At 50.7% G+C, this 21,110-nt stretch carries 20 protein-coding genes, 1 pseudogene and 1 other annotated feature; of the genes and pseudogenes, 13 read left to right on the top strand and 8 right to left on the bottom strand.

Features of this window, described 5'->3' with window-relative positions; all coding sequences use genetic code 11:
- The first annotated feature begins 27 nt into the window (after positions 1-27).
- The 5 genes from NR121_RS15735 to NR121_RS15755 all read left to right on the top strand — a co-directional run bounded on the left by NR121_RS15735 (position 28) and on the right by NR121_RS15755 (position 4,286).
- Positions 28-441 carry a VanZ family protein gene (locus NR121_RS15735; protein WP_062407827.1) on the top strand — a complete coding sequence of 138 codons (414 nt, stop codon included), beginning with the start codon at positions 28-30 and terminating at the stop codon, positions 439-441.
- A gap of 88 nt (positions 442-529) precedes the next feature.
- On the top strand, positions 530-946 hold the full coding sequence (locus NR121_RS15740; protein WP_054818040.1) for a hypothetical protein: 417 nt from the start codon (positions 530-532) through the stop codon (positions 944-946).
- A 147-nt stretch (positions 947-1,093) separates the two neighbouring features.
- Positions 1,094-2,113, top strand: coding sequence for a catabolite control protein A (gene ccpA / locus NR121_RS15745; RefSeq protein WP_074728182.1), 1,020 nt, complete (start codon positions 1,094-1,096; stop codon positions 2,111-2,113).
- A gap of 36 nt (positions 2,114-2,149) precedes the next feature.
- Positions 2,150-2,854 carry a 5'-methylthioadenosine/adenosylhomocysteine nucleosidase gene (locus NR121_RS15750; RefSeq protein ID WP_054818041.1) on the top strand — a complete coding sequence of 235 codons (705 nt, stop codon included), beginning with the start codon at positions 2,150-2,152 and terminating at the stop codon, positions 2,852-2,854.
- Between the two features lie 46 nt (positions 2,855-2,900).
- On the top strand, positions 2,901-4,286 hold the full coding sequence (locus tag NR121_RS15755) for a glycine--tRNA ligase (RefSeq protein WP_054818042.1): 1,386 nt from the start codon (positions 2,901-2,903) through the stop codon (positions 4,284-4,286).
- Between the two features lie 88 nt (positions 4,287-4,374).
- Here NR121_RS15755 and NR121_RS15760 read toward each other — a convergent pair whose 3' ends face one another.
- Both NR121_RS15760 and NR121_RS15765 read right to left on the bottom strand, forming a co-directional pair.
- Positions 4,375-5,556: an acetoin utilization protein AcuC gene (locus NR121_RS15760; protein ID WP_074728177.1), complete on the bottom strand. Its 1,182-nt coding sequence runs from the start codon at positions 5,554-5,556 to the stop codon at positions 4,375-4,377.
- Between the two features lie 17 nt (positions 5,557-5,573).
- Entirely contained in the window at positions 5,574-6,206 is a 633-nt protein-coding gene (locus NR121_RS15765; protein ID WP_054818043.1) for a GNAT family N-acetyltransferase, read from the bottom strand.
- Positions 6,207-6,355: 149 nt separating this feature from the next.
- Between NR121_RS15765 and acsA the strand changes: the two genes are divergently transcribed.
- Positions 6,356-8,080 (top strand): acetate--CoA ligase, encoded by a 1,725-nt coding sequence (gene acsA, locus NR121_RS15770; RefSeq protein ID WP_062407832.1) that lies wholly within the window; start codon positions 6,356-6,358, stop codon positions 8,078-8,080.
- Positions 8,081-8,151: 71 nt separating this feature from the next.
- Here acsA and NR121_RS15775 read toward each other — a convergent pair whose 3' ends face one another.
- Positions 8,152-11,229, bottom strand: coding sequence for a transglycosylase domain-containing protein (locus NR121_RS15775; protein ID WP_062407834.1), 3,078 nt, complete (start codon positions 11,227-11,229; stop codon positions 8,152-8,154).
- Between the two features lie 185 nt (positions 11,230-11,414).
- Positions 11,415-11,714, top strand: a binding site (T-box leader).
- A gap of 49 nt (positions 11,715-11,763) precedes the next feature.
- Here NR121_RS15775 and tyrS point away from each other — a divergent pair.
- Positions 11,764-13,020: a tyrosine--tRNA ligase gene (tyrS, locus tag NR121_RS15780; protein ID WP_054818044.1), complete on the top strand. Its 1,257-nt coding sequence runs from the start codon at positions 11,764-11,766 to the stop codon at positions 13,018-13,020.
- Between the two features lie 59 nt (positions 13,021-13,079).
- Here tyrS and rpsD read toward each other — a convergent pair whose 3' ends face one another.
- Positions 13,080-13,679 carry a 30S ribosomal protein S4 gene (gene rpsD, locus NR121_RS15785; RefSeq protein ID WP_054818045.1) on the bottom strand — a complete coding sequence of 200 codons (600 nt, stop codon included), beginning with the start codon at positions 13,677-13,679 and terminating at the stop codon, positions 13,080-13,082.
- Between the two features lie 318 nt (positions 13,680-13,997).
- On the opposite strand from rpsD, the gene NR121_RS15790 reads away from it, so the two are divergent.
- Positions 13,998-14,585, top strand: coding sequence for a TVP38/TMEM64 family protein (locus NR121_RS15790; protein WP_054818046.1), 588 nt, complete (start codon positions 13,998-14,000; stop codon positions 14,583-14,585).
- Between the two features lie 179 nt (positions 14,586-14,764).
- Here the strand turns inward: NR121_RS15790 and NR121_RS15795 are convergent.
- Positions 14,765-15,055: pseudogene (locus NR121_RS15795) on the bottom strand (transposase); the annotation flags it as partial.
- A gap of 39 nt (positions 15,056-15,094) precedes the next feature.
- On the opposite strand from NR121_RS15795, the gene NR121_RS15800 reads away from it, so the two are divergent.
- The 3 genes from NR121_RS15800 to NR121_RS15810 all read left to right on the top strand — a co-directional run bounded on the left by NR121_RS15800 (position 15,095) and on the right by NR121_RS15810 (position 17,050).
- Complete coding sequence (locus NR121_RS15800; protein WP_062407835.1) at positions 15,095-16,213, top strand: aminopeptidase; 1,119 nt, start codon at positions 15,095-15,097, stop codon at positions 16,211-16,213.
- 82 nt (positions 16,214-16,295) lie between these two features.
- Positions 16,296-16,544, top strand: coding sequence for an HPr family phosphocarrier protein (locus NR121_RS15805; protein ID WP_054818047.1), 249 nt, complete (start codon positions 16,296-16,298; stop codon positions 16,542-16,544).
- 218 nt (positions 16,545-16,762) lie between these two features.
- Entirely contained in the window at positions 16,763-17,050 is a 288-nt protein-coding gene (locus tag NR121_RS15810; protein WP_054818061.1) for an Fpa/YlaN family protein, read from the top strand.
- A 39-nt stretch (positions 17,051-17,089) separates the two neighbouring features.
- Here NR121_RS15810 and cax read toward each other — a convergent pair whose 3' ends face one another.
- Positions 17,090-18,142, bottom strand: a complete 1,053-nt coding sequence (gene cax, locus NR121_RS15815) for a calcium/proton exchanger (RefSeq protein ID WP_256831466.1) — start codon at positions 18,140-18,142, stop codon at positions 17,090-17,092.
- Positions 18,143-18,230: 88 nt separating this feature from the next.
- Between cax and NR121_RS15820 the strand changes: the two genes are divergently transcribed.
- Together NR121_RS15820 and NR121_RS15825 are read left to right on the top strand one after the other, a co-directional pair.
- Complete coding sequence (locus NR121_RS15820) at positions 18,231-19,016, top strand: SDR family oxidoreductase (RefSeq protein WP_074728167.1); 786 nt, start codon at positions 18,231-18,233, stop codon at positions 19,014-19,016.
- 101 nt (positions 19,017-19,117) lie between these two features.
- A complete protein-coding gene (locus tag NR121_RS15825) occupies positions 19,118-19,507 on the top strand; it encodes an Asp23/Gls24 family envelope stress response protein (RefSeq protein WP_054818062.1) in 390 nt (129 codons plus the stop codon).
- 18 nt (positions 19,508-19,525) lie between these two features.
- Here NR121_RS15825 and ftsW read toward each other — a convergent pair whose 3' ends face one another.
- Both ftsW and NR121_RS15835 read right to left on the bottom strand, forming a co-directional pair.
- A complete protein-coding gene (gene ftsW / locus NR121_RS15830) occupies positions 19,526-20,674 on the bottom strand; it encodes a putative lipid II flippase FtsW (protein ID WP_256831456.1) in 1,149 nt (382 codons plus the stop codon).
- A 17-nt stretch (positions 20,675-20,691) separates the two neighbouring features.
- Positions 20,692-21,039: a YugN family protein gene (locus tag NR121_RS15835; protein ID WP_054818049.1), complete on the bottom strand. Its 348-nt coding sequence runs from the start codon at positions 21,037-21,039 to the stop codon at positions 20,692-20,694.
- Positions 21,040-21,110 lie beyond the last annotated feature (71 nt).

The following is a 21,110-nucleotide window of genomic DNA, read 5'->3' on the forward strand; positions in this document are numbered from 1 at the left end:
TTGATAGCAGTTAGGAGCCAAAACGGAATGCATGTATTCATTCGATGGCTGCCTTCCCTGCTGTGGATGGCGGTCATTTTTTATTTGTCTTCCCGGACAGGGGAAGATGTGGGCGGCTGGCTGGACATCGTCCGCCGCTTTGTTCCGATGATGGAAGGCTTTGATTGGGGACATTTTGCGGCCTATTTTATTTTGGCCTGGACATATCTATGGGCATGGCGTCCGAAGCGGTTAAGCCTTGGAGTTAAGCTTGCCGTTATACTGCTTTGTGTTCTGTACGGCGTGACCGATGAATACCACCAATCGTTCGTTCCGGGGCGGACGCCCGATCTCAAGGATATTCGCAATGACGCTATCGGAGCCGCACTAGCCATGCTGCTGCTCTATATTCCTTTTGTCCGGCGCTGGTACGGCCGGCTCTCCGGTGCTAAATATTACTAACCGCCTTTCGGAAGGAAAAGTTGAACCAAGGTAGAATATCTGAACCTATGGAGAAAGGGTTGGCTGTCGTCATAAAGGAGTGGTATCGTTGCAGAAGCAGTGCAAATGCGGTGAATACATGGGTATCCGCCTCCGCACCGTGATTTATCAAAACAAAGTTGAAATCGAAAACGTCCCTGTTTTTTCTTGTGAAGCTTGCAGCCGAAGTGAAGTATATCCCGAGGTGAAGCCGGAGCTGACCGGATTAATCGGAACGCTTGGCAGCAAGCCGGAAAAGCAGCAGCTGCAATTCGAGGAGGTCAGCGAAGTCGCCCATCTGATGGTAAAAGTGACGGATAAGAATCGGGCTTCCGATCCGGTGGAAGCCATCATCCAGGAACGCATCAACGAGCTGCTGGATTTGCTGCTTCTTGCCCAGTCGCTTAACGACGGGCCGTGGGTGGATGATATTAGAAAACGCTTGTCTCAAATCGCCAAACATGCCATAACAGTACACGATTTTTGAAAGCCGCTGCCCTGCAGTTGGCTTTTTTTGATGTAATTTGATACTATGAACATAGGATTAAGCCTATATTCGTTGCGAAATCAGGCATTTTGTCGTATGATAAGGCTAAATGACATGATCGCATTATAATTTTTAACATTGGAGAGAATGGCCGTGACTGTGACAATTTATGATGTAGCAAGAGAAGCGGGCGTTTCCATGGCGACCGTTTCCCGAGTAGTCAACAACAATCCCAACGTGAAGCCGCAAACACGGAAGAAAGTTTTTGAAGCCATTGAGCGTTTAGGCTATCGTCCGAATGCGGTGGCCAGAGGCTTGGCCAGCAAGAAGACGACAACCGTCGGCGTGGTCATTCCCGATATTTCCAACTCGATATTCTCCGAGGTCGCAAGAGGCATTGAAGATATCGCCAACATGTATCACTACAATATTATCCTTTGCAATGCGGACAAAAAGAAGGATAAAGAAATACGCGTCATCAACACCCTTCTCGAGAAGCAGGTTGACGGACTTCTCTTTATGGGCGGCGCTATCACGGAAGAGCATATTGAAGCGTTCAAGACCTCTTCGGTTCCGGTCGTGCTTTGCGCGACGGCGGATGAACAGAAGACCATCCCGTCGGTCGATATCGACCATGAGAAGGCCGCTTACGATGCGGTGCAATTGCTGATTCAGAAAGGCCATCGTCAAATCGCCATGATATCCGGAACTCTGCAGGATCCGACGAACGGATATGCGCGTTACCAAGGCTACAAGAAGGCGTTGGAGGAGGCCGGGATTCCGCTGCGTGAGGATTATGTCCGTATCGGTAATTACCGTTACGAATCAGGTCTTGAGGTCACGAAATATTTCATGGAGCTGGACGAGCGTCCTACGGCTATTTTTGCGGCGACGGACGAAATGGCGATCGGCGCGATTCATGCGCTTCAGGACAACGGGCTGAAAGTGCCGGATGATGTATCCGTCATCAGTGTGGATAATATCCGGATGGCGTCCATGGTTCGGCCTCAGCTGACGACGGTAGCTCAACCGATGTATGATATCGGCGCCGTGGCGATGCGTCTTTTGACCAAGCTGATGAACAAGGAAACCAAGGATGCCTCGGAGCTGACGCAGGTTACGTTACCTCACGATATCATTCAAAGAAATTCGGTGGCTTCACGCTAAACGTGAGCCACTTCTTTTTGTAAAGGAGGACTTGGCTTGGCTTATTCAAAAATCGGCGTCATCGGGGCGATGAAGGAAGAGATCGAACTGTTCCATAACCATATGGATCAGGTAAACGAATCGGTAAAGGCGGGCGTGGTGTTCTATGAAGGACAATTTCATGGCCGGCCGATCGTGCTCTGCAAATCGGGTGTGGGCAAAGTAAACGCTGCCGTAACGACGCAAATTTTGATTGATACATACGGGGTGGACTCCATTGTGTTTACCGGAGTGGCCGGGGCGGTAGATCCGGATCTGAACGTGGGGGATATCGTCGTATCGACGGAATGCCTGCAGCACGATATGGACGTAACGGCGCTTGGCTTCCCCCGGGGCACGATACCTTATGAAGAGACATCGTTGTTTGCCGCAGACGACCATTTGCGGAAGCTTGCTGTGGAAGTGAGCGGCGAGTTATTCGGCGGACGGGTGAAAGAAGGGCGTGTGCTTTCCGGAGACCAGTTTATCGCGAGCCGTGAAACGGTGGCGCAGCTGTACACGGAGCTCGGGGGAGCCTGCACGGAGATGGAGGGCGCGGCTGTAGCTCAAGTCTGCACCATGAACGGGGTTCCTTTTGTCGTCATTCGCTCCATGTCCGATAAAGCGGATGGTTCGGCGCATGTGAACTTTGCGGAATTTACCGTCCAGGCTTCAGAGAATTCATACCGTATTGTAGATCAATTACTGAAGCGGCTGCAATAAAAAACTGCCGCAGCGCTTTAAAATAGATAAGGAGAGTCGTTCAATCATGTCATCGGTAACAATGGATCAAATTGTCGCTCTGGCAAAGCACAGAGGGTTTATTTTTCCCGGCTCCGAAATTTACGGAGGCCTCGCGAACACTTGGGATTACGGTCCACTGGGAGTGGAGCTCAAAAACAACATCAAACGCGCATGGTGGAAAAAGTTTATTCAAGAATCGCCTTATAACGTAGGTTTGGATGCGGCTATTTTGATGAATCCTCAGGCTTGGGTCGCTTCGGGCCATGTAGGCAATTTTAACGACCCGATGATCGACTGCAAAAAGTGTAAGGTGCGTCACCGTGCGGACAAGCTGATCGAGAATGCTTTGTCGGAAAAAGGGATCGAGATGATTGTGGACGGATTATCCTTTGCCGATATGGAAAAGCTGATTGCCGAGCACAGCATCGTTTGTCCGGACTGCGGGGCTATGGATTATACAGAAATCCGCCAGTTCAATCTGATGTTCAAAACATTCCAGGGCGTGACGGAATCAAGCGCCAACATCGTGTATCTGCGTCCGGAGACAGCGCAGGGCATCTTCGTCAACTTCAAGAATGTACAGCGTACGATGCGCAAAAAGCTTCCGTTCGGCATCGGCCAAATCGGCAAAAGCTTCCGAAATGAAATTACACCGGGCAATTTTACGTTTCGGACCCGTGAATTCGAACAGATGGAGCTGGAGTTTTTCTGCAAGCCGGGGGAAGATCTGCAATGGTTTGAGTACTGGCGTTCTTTCTGCCGTGACTGGCTCCTGTCTCTAGGCATGGCGGAAACTAGCATTCGTCTGCGGGATCACTCCGAGGATGAGCTGTCCCATTACAGCAATGGTACTACCGACATTGAATATAAATTCCCGTTCGGATGGGGCGAGCTTTGGGGTATCGCTGACCGCACGGATTATGATTTGAAGCAGCATATGGCGCATTCCGGCGAGGATTTCCATTATATCGATCAAGAAACGAACGAGCGCTACATTCCTTACTGTATCGAGCCTTCGCTTGGTGCAGACCGTGTGACGCTGGCCTTCTTGATCAACGCCTACGAAGAACAGAAGCTTGAAGGGGATGACAGCCGTACGGTGCTGCACCTGCATCCGGCACTGGCGCCTTACAAAGCGGCGATTTTCCCGCTGTCCAAGAAGCTTTCGGAAGGGGCGAATAAAGTATTTGCCGACTTATCCAAGCATTTCCTGGTGGATTACGACGAAGCCGGATCGATCGGCAAGCGGTACCGTCGCCATGATGAGATCGGTACCCCGTTCTGTATCACATATGATTTCGACTCCGAGCAGGACGGACAGGTGACCGTTCGCGACCGCGATACGATGGAGCAGACACGGATGCCGATCAGCGAATTGAAAGCATTCCTTGAATCAAAAATCGAATTTTAACAGGCAAAGCCCGCTTGAACCGGTTGTCGCAGGTCAGCGGGCTTTTTCTTTATTCGGCGGATCATCGCCGATCTTCCGTTCAGCACATTTATTTGGGCAAATACAGCATGGCAAGCTCTTTGGTTTGCCTATTTTTTTGTGTAATTTCGTTTCGGCGAGGTATCGGCTCCCAGGTTTCTACAGGATCTAGCCATGTGGAAGGAAGCGCTTCACTGCAGTAGGGCTGCCATTCCTTAAGCCATGAAGACGGCAGAGCCAGCTCCGGGTCCTTCTCCAGCTGCCCGATGATCGCGTGCTCGCTCATTTCAAGCCAAAGCAGGCTCCAGGCCCGCGGAACGACTCGCCAAATCTCATACCCGCCTCCGCCGAGCGCCACCCAACGACCGCCGCAATATTGATGTGCGAGTTGGTGAATGAAGCGCGGCATCGCCCGGTATATTTCCATACTGCAGTGCATGTGTGCCAACGGATCGAAGGCATGCGCGTCGCAGCCGTGCTGTGAAACGATTAAATCAGGCTTGAACTGCTCCGCCACTTTGCCAAGCACTTCGCTGAAGCATTCCATCCACGATTCGTCTTCGGTGTAGGGTTCCAGCGGCACATTGACGGTTGTCCCGAACCCGGAGTCGGCTCCCCGTTCATTCACCGCTCCGGTTCCCGGGAACAAATACTTCCCTGTTTCATGAATGGAGAATGTGCATACGGAAGGGTCCGTATAGAAGCTCCACTGCACGCCGTCACCGTGATGCACGTCCGTATCGATATAGAGTACTCGGCTGCCGTAAGCGCTTTTAGCATGCGCAATGGCAATCGCCGCATCGTTATATACACAAAAGCCCGAGCCTTTGCTGGGCATGGCGTGATGCAGTCCGCCGCCCAAATGCAGCGCATGCACCGTTTCCCCGGTCATGACAGCGTCCACAGCTCGAATCGACCCGCCGACCAAGCCCATGGTAATGTCGTTCATGCCTGGAAAGAAGGGGGTATCCTCCGTAGCCAGCCCGTATTTTTCCGCTTGCTGCAGCCATTTCTGTTCAGGTTCCGGATAACTAAGGGCGGTGACGGCTTGAACATATTCCCTGGAATGCACATGGTAAAGCTGTGCTTCCGCTGCTTTACCGGGGGAAATGACGGATTCGGGGGGCAGAGCCCCCGCTTTTCGCAGCAGGTCCACGGTCAAAATTAATCTTTTTTGATTAAACGGATGGCTGTCATTAAAACGGTATGCGGTTTCATTCTCGTCGTAAATGAACAAGGCTTTGGCATTCATGACTTTTCGCGCCTCCATCAGTACATAAACCGCTGCCGGAACCGAACACGGTCGAATTTCTCGACAGAGGACAACGGTACGTTTTTGCCGATGCGTACCATCAGACAGTTTGCAGGATGAGAGCAAATCTCCGGATCGTCGGTGGCATACCAGACCATATCCACGCTTTTCATCAGCTGCTCCATCATATTGCGATACTGCCAGACCGTGAGCCCGGTAGCTTCCAAATCCCAATGCCAATAATATTCCGTTGTAAATGTGATGACGTTCTCCAATTGCTCACCTTCAAATGCCAGCTTGATCAGCTTTTTGCCCAGTCCGATACCGCGGAAATCGTTAGCGACCTCGATGGCTCCAAGCTCGATCAGATCGTCCATCCCGCCTTCGGACCAACGCTCCAGTTCATCCGGATAATGGAAGGTGACATATCCTATGATTTGATCGGAGATTCGTGCGGCAATGATCCTTCCTTCCGGCAGCTCGGCTATTTCTACCAAGGCTTCCCACTGATCTTTTGGCCGCCGAAACGCATCCAGATCCGGATGAAGGGAGTATGTGCGAAGCCGTTCAGGCGGTATAGGGCCCTCAACGATCATCTCGGTGTTCTGATACGGGATAACCAGGGAATGATATATTTTGATATGTTCCATCTGTGCAGACCGACTCCCTTCCAGAACCTTCACTACGTAGTAGCATAACAAAAAATTGGTCGAATAAAAAGGGTTGTGGTATAATAAAATAGAGCTTCATGAAAGCGTTTTAAATCAATGGGTAAGCTGGATTTTGGGAGGTATGTGTAGTGGACCGCGCGAATATAGAAAGCATTGCACCCGTATCATCATCATCCAATATGAAAAATTATGAAGAAGAGCGTGCCGGCTTCAACTGGGAAGCCGTCGAAAAGACGTTTACCTGGTCGGATACGGGAAAAGTCAATATGGCCCACGAGGCGATTGACCGTCATGCCGATTCGACCCGGAGAGACAAGGTAGCGCTGTATTACAGCGATGACCGAAGAGACGAGAAATACACTTTCCTCGATATGAAGCTGCAGTCCAATCGCTTTGGCAACGTGCTTCGCAAGCTCGGGATAGGGAAGGGCGACCGTGTATTTATTTTCATGCCGCGCACGCCGGAGCTGTATTTTGCACTGCTGGGATCGATCAAAATCGGCGCTGTCGTTGGACCGCTTTTCGAAGCATTCATGGAAACCGCCGTCAAGGATCGTTTGGAGGACAGTGAAGCGGTTGCCATCATCACGACGCCTGCTTTGCTCTCGAGGGTTCCTGCGGCGGAACTGCCGCATTTGAAGCACATCATTCTAGTGGGGCAGGATATCACGCTTGCTGAAGGCCAAGTTGATTTTTATAAAGAGATGGCTTCCGCTTCCGAGGAGCTTGAGCTGGAATGGGTAGACCGCGAAGACGGGCTTCTAATCCATTACACTTCCGGTTCCACGGGTAAGCCGAAAGGCGTATATCACGTTCATAATGCGATGCTGCAGCACTATTACACCGGACGGGTCGTGCTTGACCTTCAGGAGCAGGATGTGTACTGGTGTACGGCCGACCCCGGTTGGGTTACAGGCACTTCCTACGGTATTTTTGCGCCATGGCTTAACGGTGCGACCAATGTCATCCGCGGAGGAAGGTTCAGTCCGCAGGACTGGTACAAGACGATCGAGAAATACAAGGTCACGGTATGGTACAGCGCCCCGACCGCATTCCGCATGCTGATGGGTGCGGGGGACGAGACTGTAAAGCAATTTGATTTGTCCTCACTTCGCCATGTGCTTAGCGTTGGAGAGCCTTTGAACCCGGAGGTCGTGCGTTGGGGGCTGAAGGTATTTGGTCAGCGAATCCACGATACGTGGTGGATGACCGAAACCGGCGGCCACCTGATTTGTAACTATCCGTGCATGGCGATCCGCCCCGGTTCGATGGGCAAGCCGCTGCCCGGTATAGAAGCGGCGATTCTCGACGATGCAGGCAACATACTGCCGCCTTACCGTATGGGCAATCTGGCCGTGAAGACGCCGTGGCCGTCGATGATGCGTAAAATATGGAAAAATCCGGCTAAATACGAGGAGTACTTCCGTATCCCGGGATGGTATATTTCCGGAGACTCCGCGTATATGGATGAGGATGGGTATTTCTGGTTCCAAGGCCGAATCGACGATGTCATCAACACGGCCGGGGAGCGTGTGGGCCCGTTTGAGGTGGAAAGCAAGCTGATCGAGCATCCGGCTGTCGCAGAAGCGGGCGTTATTGGCAAGCCGGATCCGATGCGCGGAGAAATTATTAAGGCGTTCATTGCCCTGAGGGAAGGATATACTCCTTCTGAAGAGTTGAAGGCCGATATTGCACAATTCGTTAAGGTAGGGCTGTCTGCGCACGCTGCTCCTCGTGAGATTGAATTCAAAGATAAGCTGCCGAAAACCCGCAGCGGTAAGATCATGCGCCGCGTGCTTAAAGCATGGGAGCTCAATTTGCCGACAGGCGACCTCTCGACGATTGAAGATTAATAACAAATCAAAGCTGCATAAACAAACCCGGTCTTCGTTGACCGGGTTTGTTTGCTGTAAATCACAACGTATCACTTTTTATATTTTACGGGCGCGGAATGCTTGGATTCCCCCAGATCGTTTGTTGCCGAGACCTTGTAATACCCTTCATACGAGACCGCATAGTAGCGGAATTGTGTTGCCCCGGTCACGGTGCCGATTTTGGAATAGCTTCCGTCTTCTTTGTCGCTGTAGTAAACGGTATATTGATTTACACGGTCTTTGCCGGGGTTGGCTTTCCACTTCATCTCAATCCCGCCGCCGCTGGATCTTACGCTCAGGCCCGATGGAGCGGAGGGGACCTGGTCAGGCTTTTCCGCACTTCCGGAATCAGAGCCCGGCGGCTGATCTTCTTTGCCCGAAGACGATAGGGGCTGCCCCAGCGATCCATCCGTATAAGCCGCTTGGCTTGGCGCGGATTCTTTGCCGGCTACATCTACCGCCGTGATGTAATATCCGAATACGCCTGCGCCAGGCGTGGTGTCCGTAAACTTCGTTTCCTCTCCCGCAATGACCACTTTGCCGTTCACCCGTTGGAACGGTCCGCCGTTGGAAGAACGATAGAGACGATATCCGACGATATCCGCGCTGCCGCTGGCCTGGAACGTAATGACACTTGTATCTCCCGAGCGGGTGGAGACAACAGTTGTCGGCGCTGCAGGGGGTTTCCCGTCATCTGTTCTCGGATCATTCTTTGACGGTGCGTCCATATCATAGTCACTCGGGCGATAGAAGCTTAAACTTCTTTTACGGCTTGCCGGGAGCTTGCTAATGACGCTCTCCAGCTCTGCAAACAGTTCGTTGAGCGGTTTTTCCCTGCGGATCACCATTTTCTCCTGAACGAAATCGGCCGGGGTTTCGGCTTGGGCAATATAATTGATTCCGTTATAAGTAATGATCGGGAGTTTAACGAGCACATTGTCTTCCTCGGTCGGCAGGAATTTCTTGTTAAACAAGTCCGTTACCTGTTTCCCCGCCTCTATAGTCGCTTGACTCGGAAGCTTGCCTGATAGGCTGGATACCGTCATCTGTACGATATTGTCCGGGCGATTGAAATTCTTGGTAGGGAACAGCTCAGGACGCTTATCGATCGCCATGTTCATAGTGAGCGCCCATATATTTTTGGCGCGGTTCGTCCCGCCGGTTTGTTTGCTCAGCTTATGGATCGGCAGCTCGTACCCGGCCCACACGCCTAAGGTAATATCCGGGGTGTACCCCATAAACCACGCATCCGCATCGTCCTGTGTGGAACCCGTTTTCCCGACAATCGGTACTTTTCCATAATGTTTGAATTTCTTCATCAGATCTGTCGCCGTTCCCGAAGTAATCACGGTACGCATCATATCCGTCATGAGATAAGCCGTTTGTTCGGAAAAAGCGGTGGACGGATTCAACTGGTGCTCGTAGATGACCTTGCCATTGGAGTCCGTTATTTTTTGGATCAAGTACGCTTCGTTATAAACTCCGTTGTTGCCGATCGTTGCATAGGCGTTGGTTAATTCTTTTACCGTTACACCGTATTTTAAGCCGCCGATAACACCGGTTTGCGCAACATAATCCGCTTCCGTGATGGATTTAATCCCCATTTTTCCGGCAAATTCCCATGCTTCCTTAATGCCGACAACGTCCAAAAACAGTTTGATCGCCGGAATGTTGTACGATTGGTCGAGAGCTCTTCTGGCAGTAATCAGCCCGCGATATTTGTTGTCCCAGTTTTCCGGGATGTGATAACCCCGGGTACCGTCCTTAAGGATGATCGGAGAGTCATCGATCACTGATGCGGGCTGAAGGCCTTTTTCCATGGCGGGCAAATAGGCGGCGATCGGCTTCATCGTGGACCCCGGCTGGCGGTAAGCTTGAGTGGCGTGATTCAACTGCTCTTTAAAGAAATCCCTGCCTTCCATCATGCCAAGAATCGCACCTGTCCTGCTTTCTATCATGACCGCTCCGATTTGTTCCATTCCTTTGACTTTATCGTCCGGTGAGAAGTTTTTCGGATCCTGAGCGATGTCACGCATCGAGTCGTAAATTTCTTTATCGATCGTTGTGTAAATATGATATCCGCCGCGCTTGAGCTGCGCCTGAATCTCTTTGAGCTCTTCGTTATAGAGCTCCGGATTTTCTTTCTGGTCCAAATCCGGGTGTTCTGCTTTCAGCAGCACTTTCGCGGCTTCCTTCTCCACCTCGATCATCAAATAAGGATAGGTGGAGTAAGCTTTCTTCACCCGTTCAGCGAGCGAGCCTTTCAAATCGAACTGAAGTGCCTCCTGATACTGCTGATCGTTTATTTTTCCTTCCTCCAACATTCGGCGGAGCACCAGCTGCTGGCGCTGCACCGCGCGTTTGAAGGCGGCGCCGTCGAACACCCCGCTGCTGTTGAAGGTGGAATAATTGCTCGGCTGCTGGGGAAGGCCAGCCAGAAATGCCGCTTGGGCAACATTCAGCTGGTTTAAGTCTTCAATGTTGAAAATCCCTTTCGCAGCCGCTTTGATCCCATATAGATTGTAGCCGGAAGAACCGTTGCCGTATGGAATTTTGTTCAAATAAGCGAGCAGAATCTGGTCCTTGGACATAATGCGTTCCATTCGCATCGCAAGCAGTATTTCCTTGGCCTTCCGGCTGTCGGCTTTATCTAATGACAGGTAAACGCGTCTGGCCAGCTGCTGGGTAATGGTGCTGCCACCGGTTTGGACGTCTTCATTCAGCAGCTTTTGGATAACGGCGCGCATCGTCCCTTTAACGTCAACCCCGTTATGTTCATAAAAATGATTATCTTCAATGGCGAATACGGCATCAATCACCAGTTGAGGAATTTCGTTCAAATTGGCCAAACGGCGGTCTTCCTCCGTACGGATTTGACCAACGAGCGTATTATCGCGAAAATAGACGAATCCGGTTTGTGCATCGTCTTGCATCTGGGCGACCATGGCTTCCTTGCTGCGGACGGGATCGTCCTTGACTAAAGCGGATACGTATCCGAACGCGGCCCCTCCCCCGAGAAATCCGGCGATCATTCCAACGATAAACATCCATTTGAAAGTGAGCAGCGTGTATTTACCGATGGACTGCAGAACCTCTTTATAGTTTTGAGGCTTTTGTTCCTTTTCCATAACTACGGTTTCCTCCCGATTGGAAAACATTACTTAAACATTATAGCATATAGAGTCAAGCCGAACAGCGGCATTAGGCTCTCAGGATCACTGTTCATGATGTTTGGCTTATGCCGCAAGCACAAACGGGGCCGTTTGACACCGATAGCAAACGTATGGTATAACTAAGCTTAATTGCATCAGATCCAAATGCGTTGAAGGACATCAGTAGGATAAGGAGACAAGCTTTCAGAGAGCCGGTGGACGGTGGAAACCGGTACTTAACCTTATACCGAATTACAGTCCGGAGCAGCGGAAGGGAACGCCCGATGGCCGTATCATACGGTATCAGGCCGGTAGCTTCCGATCGGGCAACCCCCGTTATCCTGCTGAAGTGAAAGCCAAGACTGGCGTTTATCTGTTTAGCAGCGGAATTCGCACTACAGGTTTCGTCTGTCTCGCTTTAATTAGGGTGGTACCGCGAGCTAAACCTTCTCGTCCCTTGAGGATGAGAAGGTTTTTTTGTATTTTTGATACTTGGGAGGAATGAAGCAAATGACAAAATGGGAACAACTGACTGCGGAACAGCAGAACGAAGTGAACCGCCAATTGGAAACCATCCGGCGCGGTGTGGTCGAAATCGTTCCGGAGGACGAATTAAAGCAAAAAATCATCGACTCGGTTGCTACGGGAAAACCGCTTAAAGTAAAGCTTGGACTGGATCCGTCCGCGCCGGATATTCATGTTGGGCATACGGTTGTGCTGCATAAGCTGCGCCAATTTCAAGAGCTTGGTCATCAGGTGCAGCTCATTATCGGTGACTTTACGGGCCGCATCGGGGATCCGACCGGGAAATCGGAAACGCGGAAGCAGTTGACGGAAGATGACGTGAAGCGCAACGCTTTGACGTACCAGAAGCAAATCTACAAAATTCTCGATCCGCAAAAAACGCAGCTCTTTTATAATTCCGAATGGCTCGGGCCGCTTACGTTTGCTGATGTCGTTCAACTGTCCGCCAAGGTGACCGTGGCGCGGATGCTTGAGCGGGATGACTTCTCCAAGCGCTATGCCGGAGGTTTGCCGATTCATATTCATGAGTTCTTTTATCCGCTCATGCAGGGCTATGACTCGGTTGCTTTGAAAAGCGATATCGAGCTCGGAGGAACCGACCAGAAATTCAATCTGCTGATGGGCCGAACGCTTCAGAAGGAATATGGCTTACCCGCTCAAATTGCGATTATGAATCCGCTGCTTGAAGGCCTTGACGGGGTACAGAAAATGAGCAAAAGCCTCGGCAACTATATCGGTATCGATGAAGAGCCGAACGAAATATACGGAAAGGCGATGTCTGTACCGGATGAATTGATGCTCAAATATTACGAGCTGGCCACGGATATTTCGAACGAGGAGCTGCTGCAGCTGCGTGAGGGTATCGCACAGGGCACGATCCATCCTCGCGACGCCAAAATGCGTCTGGCTCACATGTTCGTCCGCATGTATCACGGAGAGCAGGCGGCAGACGATGCACAGCAGCATTTTGTAACCGTATTTCAGCAGCGGGCGCTGCCGGACGATATTGAAGAGGTAACGCTTCCGCCTGAAGCGCTCGAGGGCGGGAAAATCCGGATCGCCAAGCTGCTTGTGACGCTGGGATTGCAAAGCTCAAACAGCGAAGCAAGACGGAGCGTACAGCAGGGCGCAGTGAAGGTGAACGAACGGAAGATCATTGACCCGAACGAGGAGCTGACGCCCGAAGGCGGCGAAATCGTACAGGTTGGCAAGCGTAAATTCGCCAAAATCAAGCTTGGCTGAAACAACAAAAAACCTTGGTTCTTCCGAAGAAGAGCCAAGGTTTTTTCGTATCGTTAAGATTAACGGCTGTAAAACTCGACGATTTGCTTTTCATCGATCTCTTGAGCAAGCTCGGCACGCTCAGGCAGGCGGACATATTTGCCTTCCATTGCGTTTTCGTCGAACTCAAGGTAAGCCGGCAGGTAGTTGCGGTTAGCCAAAGCTTCTTTAACAACAGACAGGTTGCGGCTTCTTTCGCGAAGGCCGATCACATCGCCAGGCGTTACGAGGTAAGAGGCGATATCTACTTTTTTGCCGTTTACCGTGATGTGACCGTGAGCAACGAGCTGACGGGCACCTGCACGGGAGTTGGACAGACCCAGACGGTAAACCAGATTGTCTAAACGGCTTTCGAGCAGGAACATGAAGTTCTCACCGGCGATACCTTGCATTTTAGTTGCCTTGTCAAACAGGTTGCGGAATTGCTTCTCGTTCAGACCGTACATGTGGCGCAGCTTTTGTTTTTCTTGCAGCTGTAAACCGTATCCGGAGATTTTTTTGCGCTGACCCGGGCCGTGTTGGCCAGGCGGGAAAGGACGTTTCAATTCTTTGCCGGTACCGCTCAAGGAGATGCCGAGACGGCGGCTTAATTTAAATTTAGGACCAGTGTAACGTGACATGGATTAGAGTGCTCCTTTGTTCATAAAGTAAGATAGTTTTGGTTTTAATAACGGGTGAAGCGTGTGCCCGACTTTGTTTCTCATGCCCATGTGGCGTCCGAAGGGAAAAAACCAGCCGCGGTCCCGTCGGCAACAAAATCAACAGAGGGTGACACAAGCTTCCACAATAAGCATACTCGGGTAAAGTCCCGGTGGCATGCCTATTCTCGACAATTAATTTTATAAGATATAACAGGGCTGTGTCAAGCTGCAATCCCGTTCGAGAATCTCTTCTTTTTTTGATACAATGGGAAAAGCTTGAAGTGGGAGGTTACAGCATTGGGGCAATGGAATGTTCAGCACATGTCGGACGTTCTGAATTCGTATGGTGTCGTCGGTCATCTCGGAGGTGCGCTGCTTGCCGTACTGCAGACCGTTTTTCCTTTTGTTCCATTTGTGCTTGTGGCTGGGATGAATGTTCTGTTATTCGGGTTATGGGGCGGGCTGGCCATTAATTATTTGGGTGCCTGCCTCGGCGCGGTCATCGCCTTTTATGCTGCCAGGCACTATGGAAGAAGCTGGGTTCAGAAAAAGCTGGTGAAATACAGAAATATCGAAAAGCTTAACGCGCAGCTGGAACGGCGCGGCATGCTGTTCATTGCCTTAAGCCGCTTGATACCGGTGCTCCCGTCCTTCGCGATCAATTATGGCGCGGCGGTGATGAAAGTAAGGGCGAGAGATTTCATTGCAGGAACCCTTATCGGTAAAGCGCCGATGATATGGCTCGAATCATTGATCGGGCACGATCTTCTGCATTTTGCCAGATATAAGGGGCGGCTCTTGGTCCTTCTGGCGGCGTTCGCCGTGATGATCGTGATCGGCAACCGATTCAAAAATAAGTGGATGAAAAACGAAAATGGAATGTAGACCGTCAAAAAGTCCAACGGTAAGATGTCAAGTCCCTGATTCGTGAGAATTGGAAATTTTCTTGGCTGCAGAGCGCAGGAGTCAGGGAAAATGGCAGCACCAAACTAAACCCAGTCGAAAATCGAGTCAATTACCAGATTTTAACTGGGAATCCGTGAAGGACTTTGGCAAAGGAGGCGCTAATCCTTCGCAGTTGTCACCTTCCTTCGAGGCGTGTAGAGTTGGCCGTTGCGTAGCAGCACATCGACCAGACGCACAAGTTTTCTTGCCGTTAAGACGAGGGCGCGTTTGTGTTGGCGCTTGGGTACTTCGTTGTACTTCTTCCGGTAGTACTCGCCGAATTCCGGATCGCGGTTTTTCACCGAGTTGGCAGCTTCAACCAGGTAGTACCGCAGGAATCGGTTGCCGGAACGAATGCGTTTGGTATCCTCAGCCTCAAACGGGCCGGACTGGTGCCAAGAGAGAGACGAATTTCCCCGAATGGAAATACTATACGAGGAGAGAGGTTTATGCGCGATCCGAGACTGCAGCAGTTAGCCCGCAATATCGTCGGCTATTCTTTGGACGTTCAAGCCGGAGAGAAGGTACTGATCGAAATGGTCGGTTCCGAGCGTGAAATCGTTAAATGTCTGGTAGAGGAAGTTCATGCCAGGGGCGGGTATCCGTATATAGAGCTGGCGGATAACAGCATTCGCGCGGCTGTGCTGCGTTCGGCTACAAAAGAGCAGATGGAACACTGGGCGAATATGGACCTTCAGCGAATGAAGGAGATGGACTGCTATGTCGCCATTCGGTCGGGTGAAAATGTCAGCGAGCTTTCCGATGTGCCGGACGGAAAGATGAAGCTGTACAATCAAATTTATCGTAAAAAAGTTCATTTGGAGCAGAGGGTCAAGCGGACGCGATGGGTGGTGCTGCGCTATCCGAACGCTTCCATGGCTCAATTGGCCGGTATGAGCACCGAGCGGTTCGAAGATTTTTATTTTGATGTATGCAATCTGGATTACGCCAGAATGGCCGATGCGATGGAGCCGCTCCAGGAGCTGATGAATAAAACCGACCGTGTCCGCATTACAGGGCCGGGCGCAACGGACATTACGTTTTCGATTCGCGGAATCGGATCGGTCAAATGCTGCGGCCGCCGGAACATACCGGACGGGGAACTGTATACGGCTCCGGTGCGGGATTCGGTGAACGGTATCATCGCCTACAATACTCTGTCCGTTTATTCCGGAGTAACGTTCGAGAATATCACGTTCCGATTTGAACACGGAAAAATCGTAGAGGCGTCGGCGAACGATACCGCCCGTCTTCTGGAAGTGTTGGATACGGATGAAGGAGCAAGATATATCGGTGAATTCAGTCTGGGCTTTAACCCTTATATTTTACACCCGATGAAGGATACGCTGTTTGACGAGAAGATCGACGGAAGTCTTCATTTTACGCCGGGGCAAGCGTACGAGCAGGCGGATAACGGGAACCGTTCCTCCGTTCACTGGGATTTGGTGCTGATTCAACGGGCCGAGTACGGGGGTGGAGAAATCTATTTTGACGACCGTTTGATCCGCAAGGACGGCCGGTTCGTCATTCCTGAACTAATGGGCTTAAACCCTGAAAATTTAAAATAACCGGGTGTGAAAATGTAGTTGCATGTTATTCTCTTCCCATGTATCATAAGCTAAAACAACGTATTATTTTGGAGGGATTGTTATGCCTAACGCAAACAATGCGGCAATCGTGGAAATTTCTCAAACAGCAAATAAATTCAGATCTTCAATCGTTTTGCAGTATGACAATAAATATATCGATGTGAAGAGCATTCTTGGCTTGTTTACCACATTGCTTGCATCCGGCACTTACGACCTTCACGTCCACGGTCCTGATGCGGAGGAAGCGAAGAAAGCCATGGCCGAGGTGTTTGAGAAGCACGGACTGAAGATCAATAGCATTCAGGACTAACAACAAAGCGATGCGAAACAAGGAGGGGCATTTCCGCACGGCGGAAAATGCCTTTTCTTCCTCTATGACTTGTGTATTCCGCCATTTTCGACTAAAATTGAATTATGAAGCGTGAATGATATCCATTCGCGTCATTTCGGGAGAACCGGGAGGGCGAAACGAATTTGAAAATGGTAAGCCGGGTTTCGCTTCATGGCGTATTACAGGGGGGAAGCTTCATGTCATCGGATGTGCTGCTCAGCTTGTCGCAGAGAGCGCTGAATCTGCTTCAGGAGGATGCGGACAAGATTGAGAAGCTGATTGAAGTGCAAATGGAAAACTTGACTACGCGCAAATGTCCTCTCTATGAAGAGGTATTAGATACGCAGATTTACGGGCTGTCCAGAGAAATCGATTTCGCTATTCGAGCCGAACTCATCAATGAGGCAGCCGGTAAGCATATCCTGATGAAGCTCGAACGCAATTTGGCCGAGCTGTATGAAGCCATGAACCAAAATAAAGAGTAACCTTCGTCCGAAGGTTACTCTTTTTTTATTATGCGGCCTTTACACCAAGTAAAATGCAATCCCGAGGATCAGATAAACCACCAGCAGCAGGACGCCTTCATACCAGGTGGTGCTGCCATCCCTTGAGATCGACGTAGCGATGATGGCGGCCACGCCGATAGCTACAAGCTCATAGACAGTAAATATAATGTTCATAGGGTTGCCAAACCACAGCGATAAAAGGACAAGCACCGGTGCGACGAAGAGCGAGATCTGCAGACTGCTTCCGACGGCAATTTCCACAGCGGCGCCCATTTTATTTTTGCGGGCCATAATAATCGCTGCGCTGTGCTCTGCCGCGTTGCCTACTATGGCGATCAGGAAGGCGCCGACAAACAGGTCGGACAGACCGTACTGATGGCTGAAGGGCTCCAGCGTGCTCACCAGCCATTCGCTCTCGATAGCCACCATCGTGGTGGCAAGCAGTAAAAACAGGACGGATGTTCCCTTGGACCATACCGCTTCTCCGTGTTCCAGAGCCTGGTCTGACAGCTCGGTCTTATGCGTGATCATGGAAAAAAACAGCCACAGCAAATAGGCAACGATCAGAATAACGGAGACGATAATGCTTAAGGTTTGCGTTTCCATTGTCGTCAGGCTTCGGGTGAAAGCGGCGGGGATGAACAAGGCGATGACCGCCAGCAGCATCAGGGAAGCATTGTGACCGGCGAGCTTCACATTAAAGTGCTGTTCCTTGTATTTCAATCCGCCGATCAGAACACTGAGCCCCAGAACAAGCAGCATATTCCCGATGATCGATCCGGTGATGCTTGCTTTAACGGTATTGAATAACCCATCCTTCACTAGAAATATGGCGATGATCAATTCCGCCGCATTGCCGAAAGTGGCGTTCAGGAAACCGCCCAGCCGCTCTCCCGCGTATTGAGCCACGCTTTCGGTCGCCTTGCCGAGAAAGCCGGCGGCAAATATAATGGCGACCGCCGCAATCAAAAACTGCAGCGTGGGATTGAATGCGGGAGATCCAACATAATGCACCGCCGCACTAAGCGCAAAACTCAAAATTAGACAAATGGCAAAACCGTGGCGTTTCATCATTATCACCTCATGTGGTAAAGTATACCTGAATGGATCAAAACCTATTCTCAAATATCCCGTTATCGGCAAAAGGAGGAGCATTCGAATGGATTTGCGGCTGAAGGGAAAAAAAGCGGTTGTTACCGCTTCCAGCAAAGGATTGGGACGAGCTATAGCCGAGCAGTTGGCAGCGGAAGGCGCCAGCTTGCTGCTGTGCAGCAGGGATGAACAAGCGATCTGTGATGTCGCCGCACAGCTTGCGCAGAAGTATGGCGTGGAAGCCACCGGTTTGGGTATGGATTTGAGCAGCCCTGAACAAATCTCTTGGCTTGTACAGCAAGCCCAGGATCGGTTCGGACAGGTGGACGCACTGGTATGCAACGCAGGCGGCCCGCCGGGCGGCAGTTTTTTGTCGCTGGATGAAGAGGCCTGGCTTCATGCCATCCAGCTGAATCTGATGAGCGTCGTCCGTTTGGTGAAAGGGTTTCATCCATTAATGAAGGAACAGGGGGGACGGATCGTTACGATTGCGTCGTCTTCCGTGAAGATACCGATTCCCGGCCTTGTACTATCCAACACCCTGCGCACGGGACTCATCGGGTTAATGAAGACGCTCTCGATTGAATGGGGTCCGGACGGCATCCTCTTGAATACGGTGTGTCCAGGACGAATTATGACCGACCGGCTCATCGAACTGGATTCCTTCAATGCTTCCCGGCAAGGAAAAACGGTGGAAGACATACAGGAGAACATGATCAAGGACATTCCGCTGGGACGCTACGGTGAGCCGGAGGAGCTGGCATCGATGGCTGCCTACTTATTATCGCCGCGCAACAGCTACATGACCGGTTCTGTCTTCTATGTGGACGGAGGCATGGTAAAGGCGATTTAAAGTTGAAGGTCAGTTCATTGGATCCGATCGGATACGGCGCATTTGCTTTCCGTGTGGGAAGTTATTACAATAGAGCTATAATCCTTGAAGGAGTGATCCTCTTGAGCGAAGACATTCAAACAGGTCTTATCCGTATTTCAGATGATGTTGTGGCGACGATTGCAGGACTAGCCGCACTCGAAACTCCAGGGATCGCCGCCATGTCGGGAGGCATTTCGGAAGGATTGGCCAAGCGCTTGAGCGGAAAGAACGTCCAAAAGGGCGTCTCGGTTGAAGTGGGTCAAGTGGAAGCGGCAATCGATTTGAGAGTGATTGTCAACTATGGAAGCCGGATTCATGAAGTTTGCCGTGATTTGCAGGAAAACGTCCGCGAGGCGGTAGAGAATATGACGGGCTTATCCGTCGTAGAGGTCAATGTGAAGGTGGAAGGGGTAGCCTTTCGGGAGGAAGAGACGGCAGCAGTGGAAGATCCGCACAACCGGGTTAAATAACCAAAAGAGAGCCTTTTGTCAGGCTCTCTTTTTCATATCGCGTTCTTTTTCCGGTTTATTATGCTCTCTGGAGATGCTTAGCAGAATTCCGAGGCTCATCAGCGTCATCAGCATGGAAGTGCCGCCATAACTAATCAGCGGCAGCGTTACCCCTGTCATCGGAATCGTGTTGGTTACTCCGCCGATATTGATGAACGCCTGAATCCCTATCATTCCTACGATTCCTACACCCACCAGGGTACCGAAGGTTTCCTTACATCGGAGAGCTACAATGAGTCCTCTTAGCAAAAAAGCCAGGTACACCAGTAAAAAGAGAGAGGTTCCGATAAATCCAAGCTCTTCCCCGATAATGGAAAAAATAAAATCGTTGTGAGCTTCAGGCAAATAATGCAGCTTCTGTATACTCTGGCCAAAGCCGGCGCCTGTCAGTCCCCCATGACCGAACGCATAAAGCGACTGAATGAGCTGATGCCCGGAGTCAAGCGGATCCGACCAAGGATCCAGAAAGGCGGTAAAGCGGGCGATTCGGTAGCTGTCACCGCCGGTCTTCATAAAATAAATAGCAATGACGACGGACAATGCTCCGGCAGCGGCTCCGACAAGATAAAAAACATGCTTCAGATTGGCTCCGCCCACGATGATGACAAGCAAGGCAGACAGGATAAGTATCATCGTTGAGCCCAAATCCGGCTGTAGCATAATCAGCGCGGCAATGAAACCTACTACGACCAAGGGAGGAACCAGTCCTCGTTTAAAGTCACGGATCCGATCCCCCTTTTTGCTGATAATGGCGGCCAAGTATAGAATAACCGCCAATTTGGCAAATTCCGTCGGTTGAAGCCCAAAGCTGCCGATATATATCCAGCTTTGCGCACCGTTTCTTTCCGGGGCTATGATCGGCACCAACAGCAGCAGGAAAACGGTAACGGCTAAAAACGGAACGATCCATTTTTGCAGCTTGCGGTAGTCTATATTCATACAGAAAAACATGGCCACCGTTCCAAGACCGATGGCGAATGCCTGGCGGATTGCCAAATACCAAGGCTCGCTTGACCTGTAAGCCATGCCTGCGCTAAATACGAATGCCAAACCAAAACACACGAGCGAAAACGTCAAAAACAGCAGCAAGAAATCGGGCGTTCCTCGTCTCGGTTTCGGTGAAGTCATAAGCTTTTATTCCCCGATTATTGGGACAGCTTTGCTTTCAACTCCGCCAATTTACCGTTGACCGTTTTCAAGATGGCATCGGGAACAGGCGCTTGATAGTCCAGGCCATGCGGGAAAGTAGCTTTGCCGATATAGACTTCTTCGATGTAAAGAATGGCATAAGGGGATTCCAGCTTGCCGGATTCAGCCCGAGTATTAATGCGCAGGTAATAATCGCTTTGCGTAGCTTTATCTTCAAGCTTCAGGTCGTAAGTTGCCCGGTTATATTCCCACTGCCAGCGAACGAAACCGAGCTGCTCCATAGACTCGTCCAAATGGGCGAGATCACTTTTTAAGCCTTTTAATCCACTGTTTTCAATAATCACTGCAAGCCCTCCTAAATATGTACAACTCAGCTAATTATCCTTTATTCATGATAGTATGTTTCCCTTACTTG

The sequence above is a fragment of the Paenibacillus sp. Pae15 genome, from assembly GCF_024519685.1.
Taxonomy (GTDB): domain Bacteria; phylum Bacillota; class Bacilli; order Paenibacillales; family NBRC-103111; genus Paenibacillus_G; species Paenibacillus_G naphthalenovorans.

What these genes read in the sequence shown, in the direction of transcription:
- ccpA (WP_074728182.1), top strand. Translation starts at nt 1,094, where the DNA reads ATGGCCGTGACTGTGACAATTTATGATGTAGCAAGAGAAGCGGGCGTT.
- NR121_RS15800 (WP_062407835.1), top strand. Translation starts at nt 15,095, where the DNA reads ATGCGCGATCCGAGACTGCAGCAGTTAGCCCGCAATATCGTCGGCTAT.
- rpsD (WP_054818045.1), bottom strand. Translation starts at nt 13,679, where the DNA reads ATGTCACGTTACACTGGTCCTAAATTTAAATTAAGCCGCCGTCTCGGC.
- cax (WP_256831466.1), bottom strand. Translation starts at nt 18,142, where the DNA reads ATGAAACGCCACGGTTTTGCCATTTGTCTAATTTTGAGTTTTGCGCTT.
- NR121_RS15735 (WP_062407827.1), top strand. Translation starts at nt 28, where the DNA reads ATGCATGTATTCATTCGATGGCTGCCTTCCCTGCTGTGGATGGCGGTC.
- NR121_RS15760 (WP_074728177.1), bottom strand. Translation starts at nt 5,556, where the DNA reads ATGAATGCCAAAGCCTTGTTCATTTACGACGAGAATGAAACCGCATAC.
- NR121_RS15810 (WP_054818061.1), top strand. Translation starts at nt 16,763, where the DNA reads ATGTCATCGGATGTGCTGCTCAGCTTGTCGCAGAGAGCGCTGAATCTG.
- ftsW (WP_256831456.1), bottom strand. Translation starts at nt 20,674, where the DNA reads ATGACTTCACCGAAACCGAGACGAGGAACGCCCGATTTCTTGCTGCTG.
- NR121_RS15820 (WP_074728167.1), top strand. Translation starts at nt 18,231, where the DNA reads ATGGATTTGCGGCTGAAGGGAAAAAAAGCGGTTGTTACCGCTTCCAGC.
- NR121_RS15805 (WP_054818047.1), top strand. Translation starts at nt 16,296, where the DNA reads ATGCCTAACGCAAACAATGCGGCAATCGTGGAAATTTCTCAAACAGCA.
- tyrS (WP_054818044.1), top strand. Translation starts at nt 11,764, where the DNA reads ATGACAAAATGGGAACAACTGACTGCGGAACAGCAGAACGAAGTGAAC.
- NR121_RS15755 (WP_054818042.1), top strand. Translation starts at nt 2,901, where the DNA reads ATGTCATCGGTAACAATGGATCAAATTGTCGCTCTGGCAAAGCACAGA.
- NR121_RS15775 (WP_062407834.1), bottom strand. Translation starts at nt 11,229, where the DNA reads ATGGAAAAGGAACAAAAGCCTCAAAACTATAAAGAGGTTCTGCAGTCC.
- NR121_RS15765 (WP_054818043.1), bottom strand. Translation starts at nt 6,206, where the DNA reads ATGGAACATATCAAAATATATCATTCCCTGGTTATCCCGTATCAGAAC.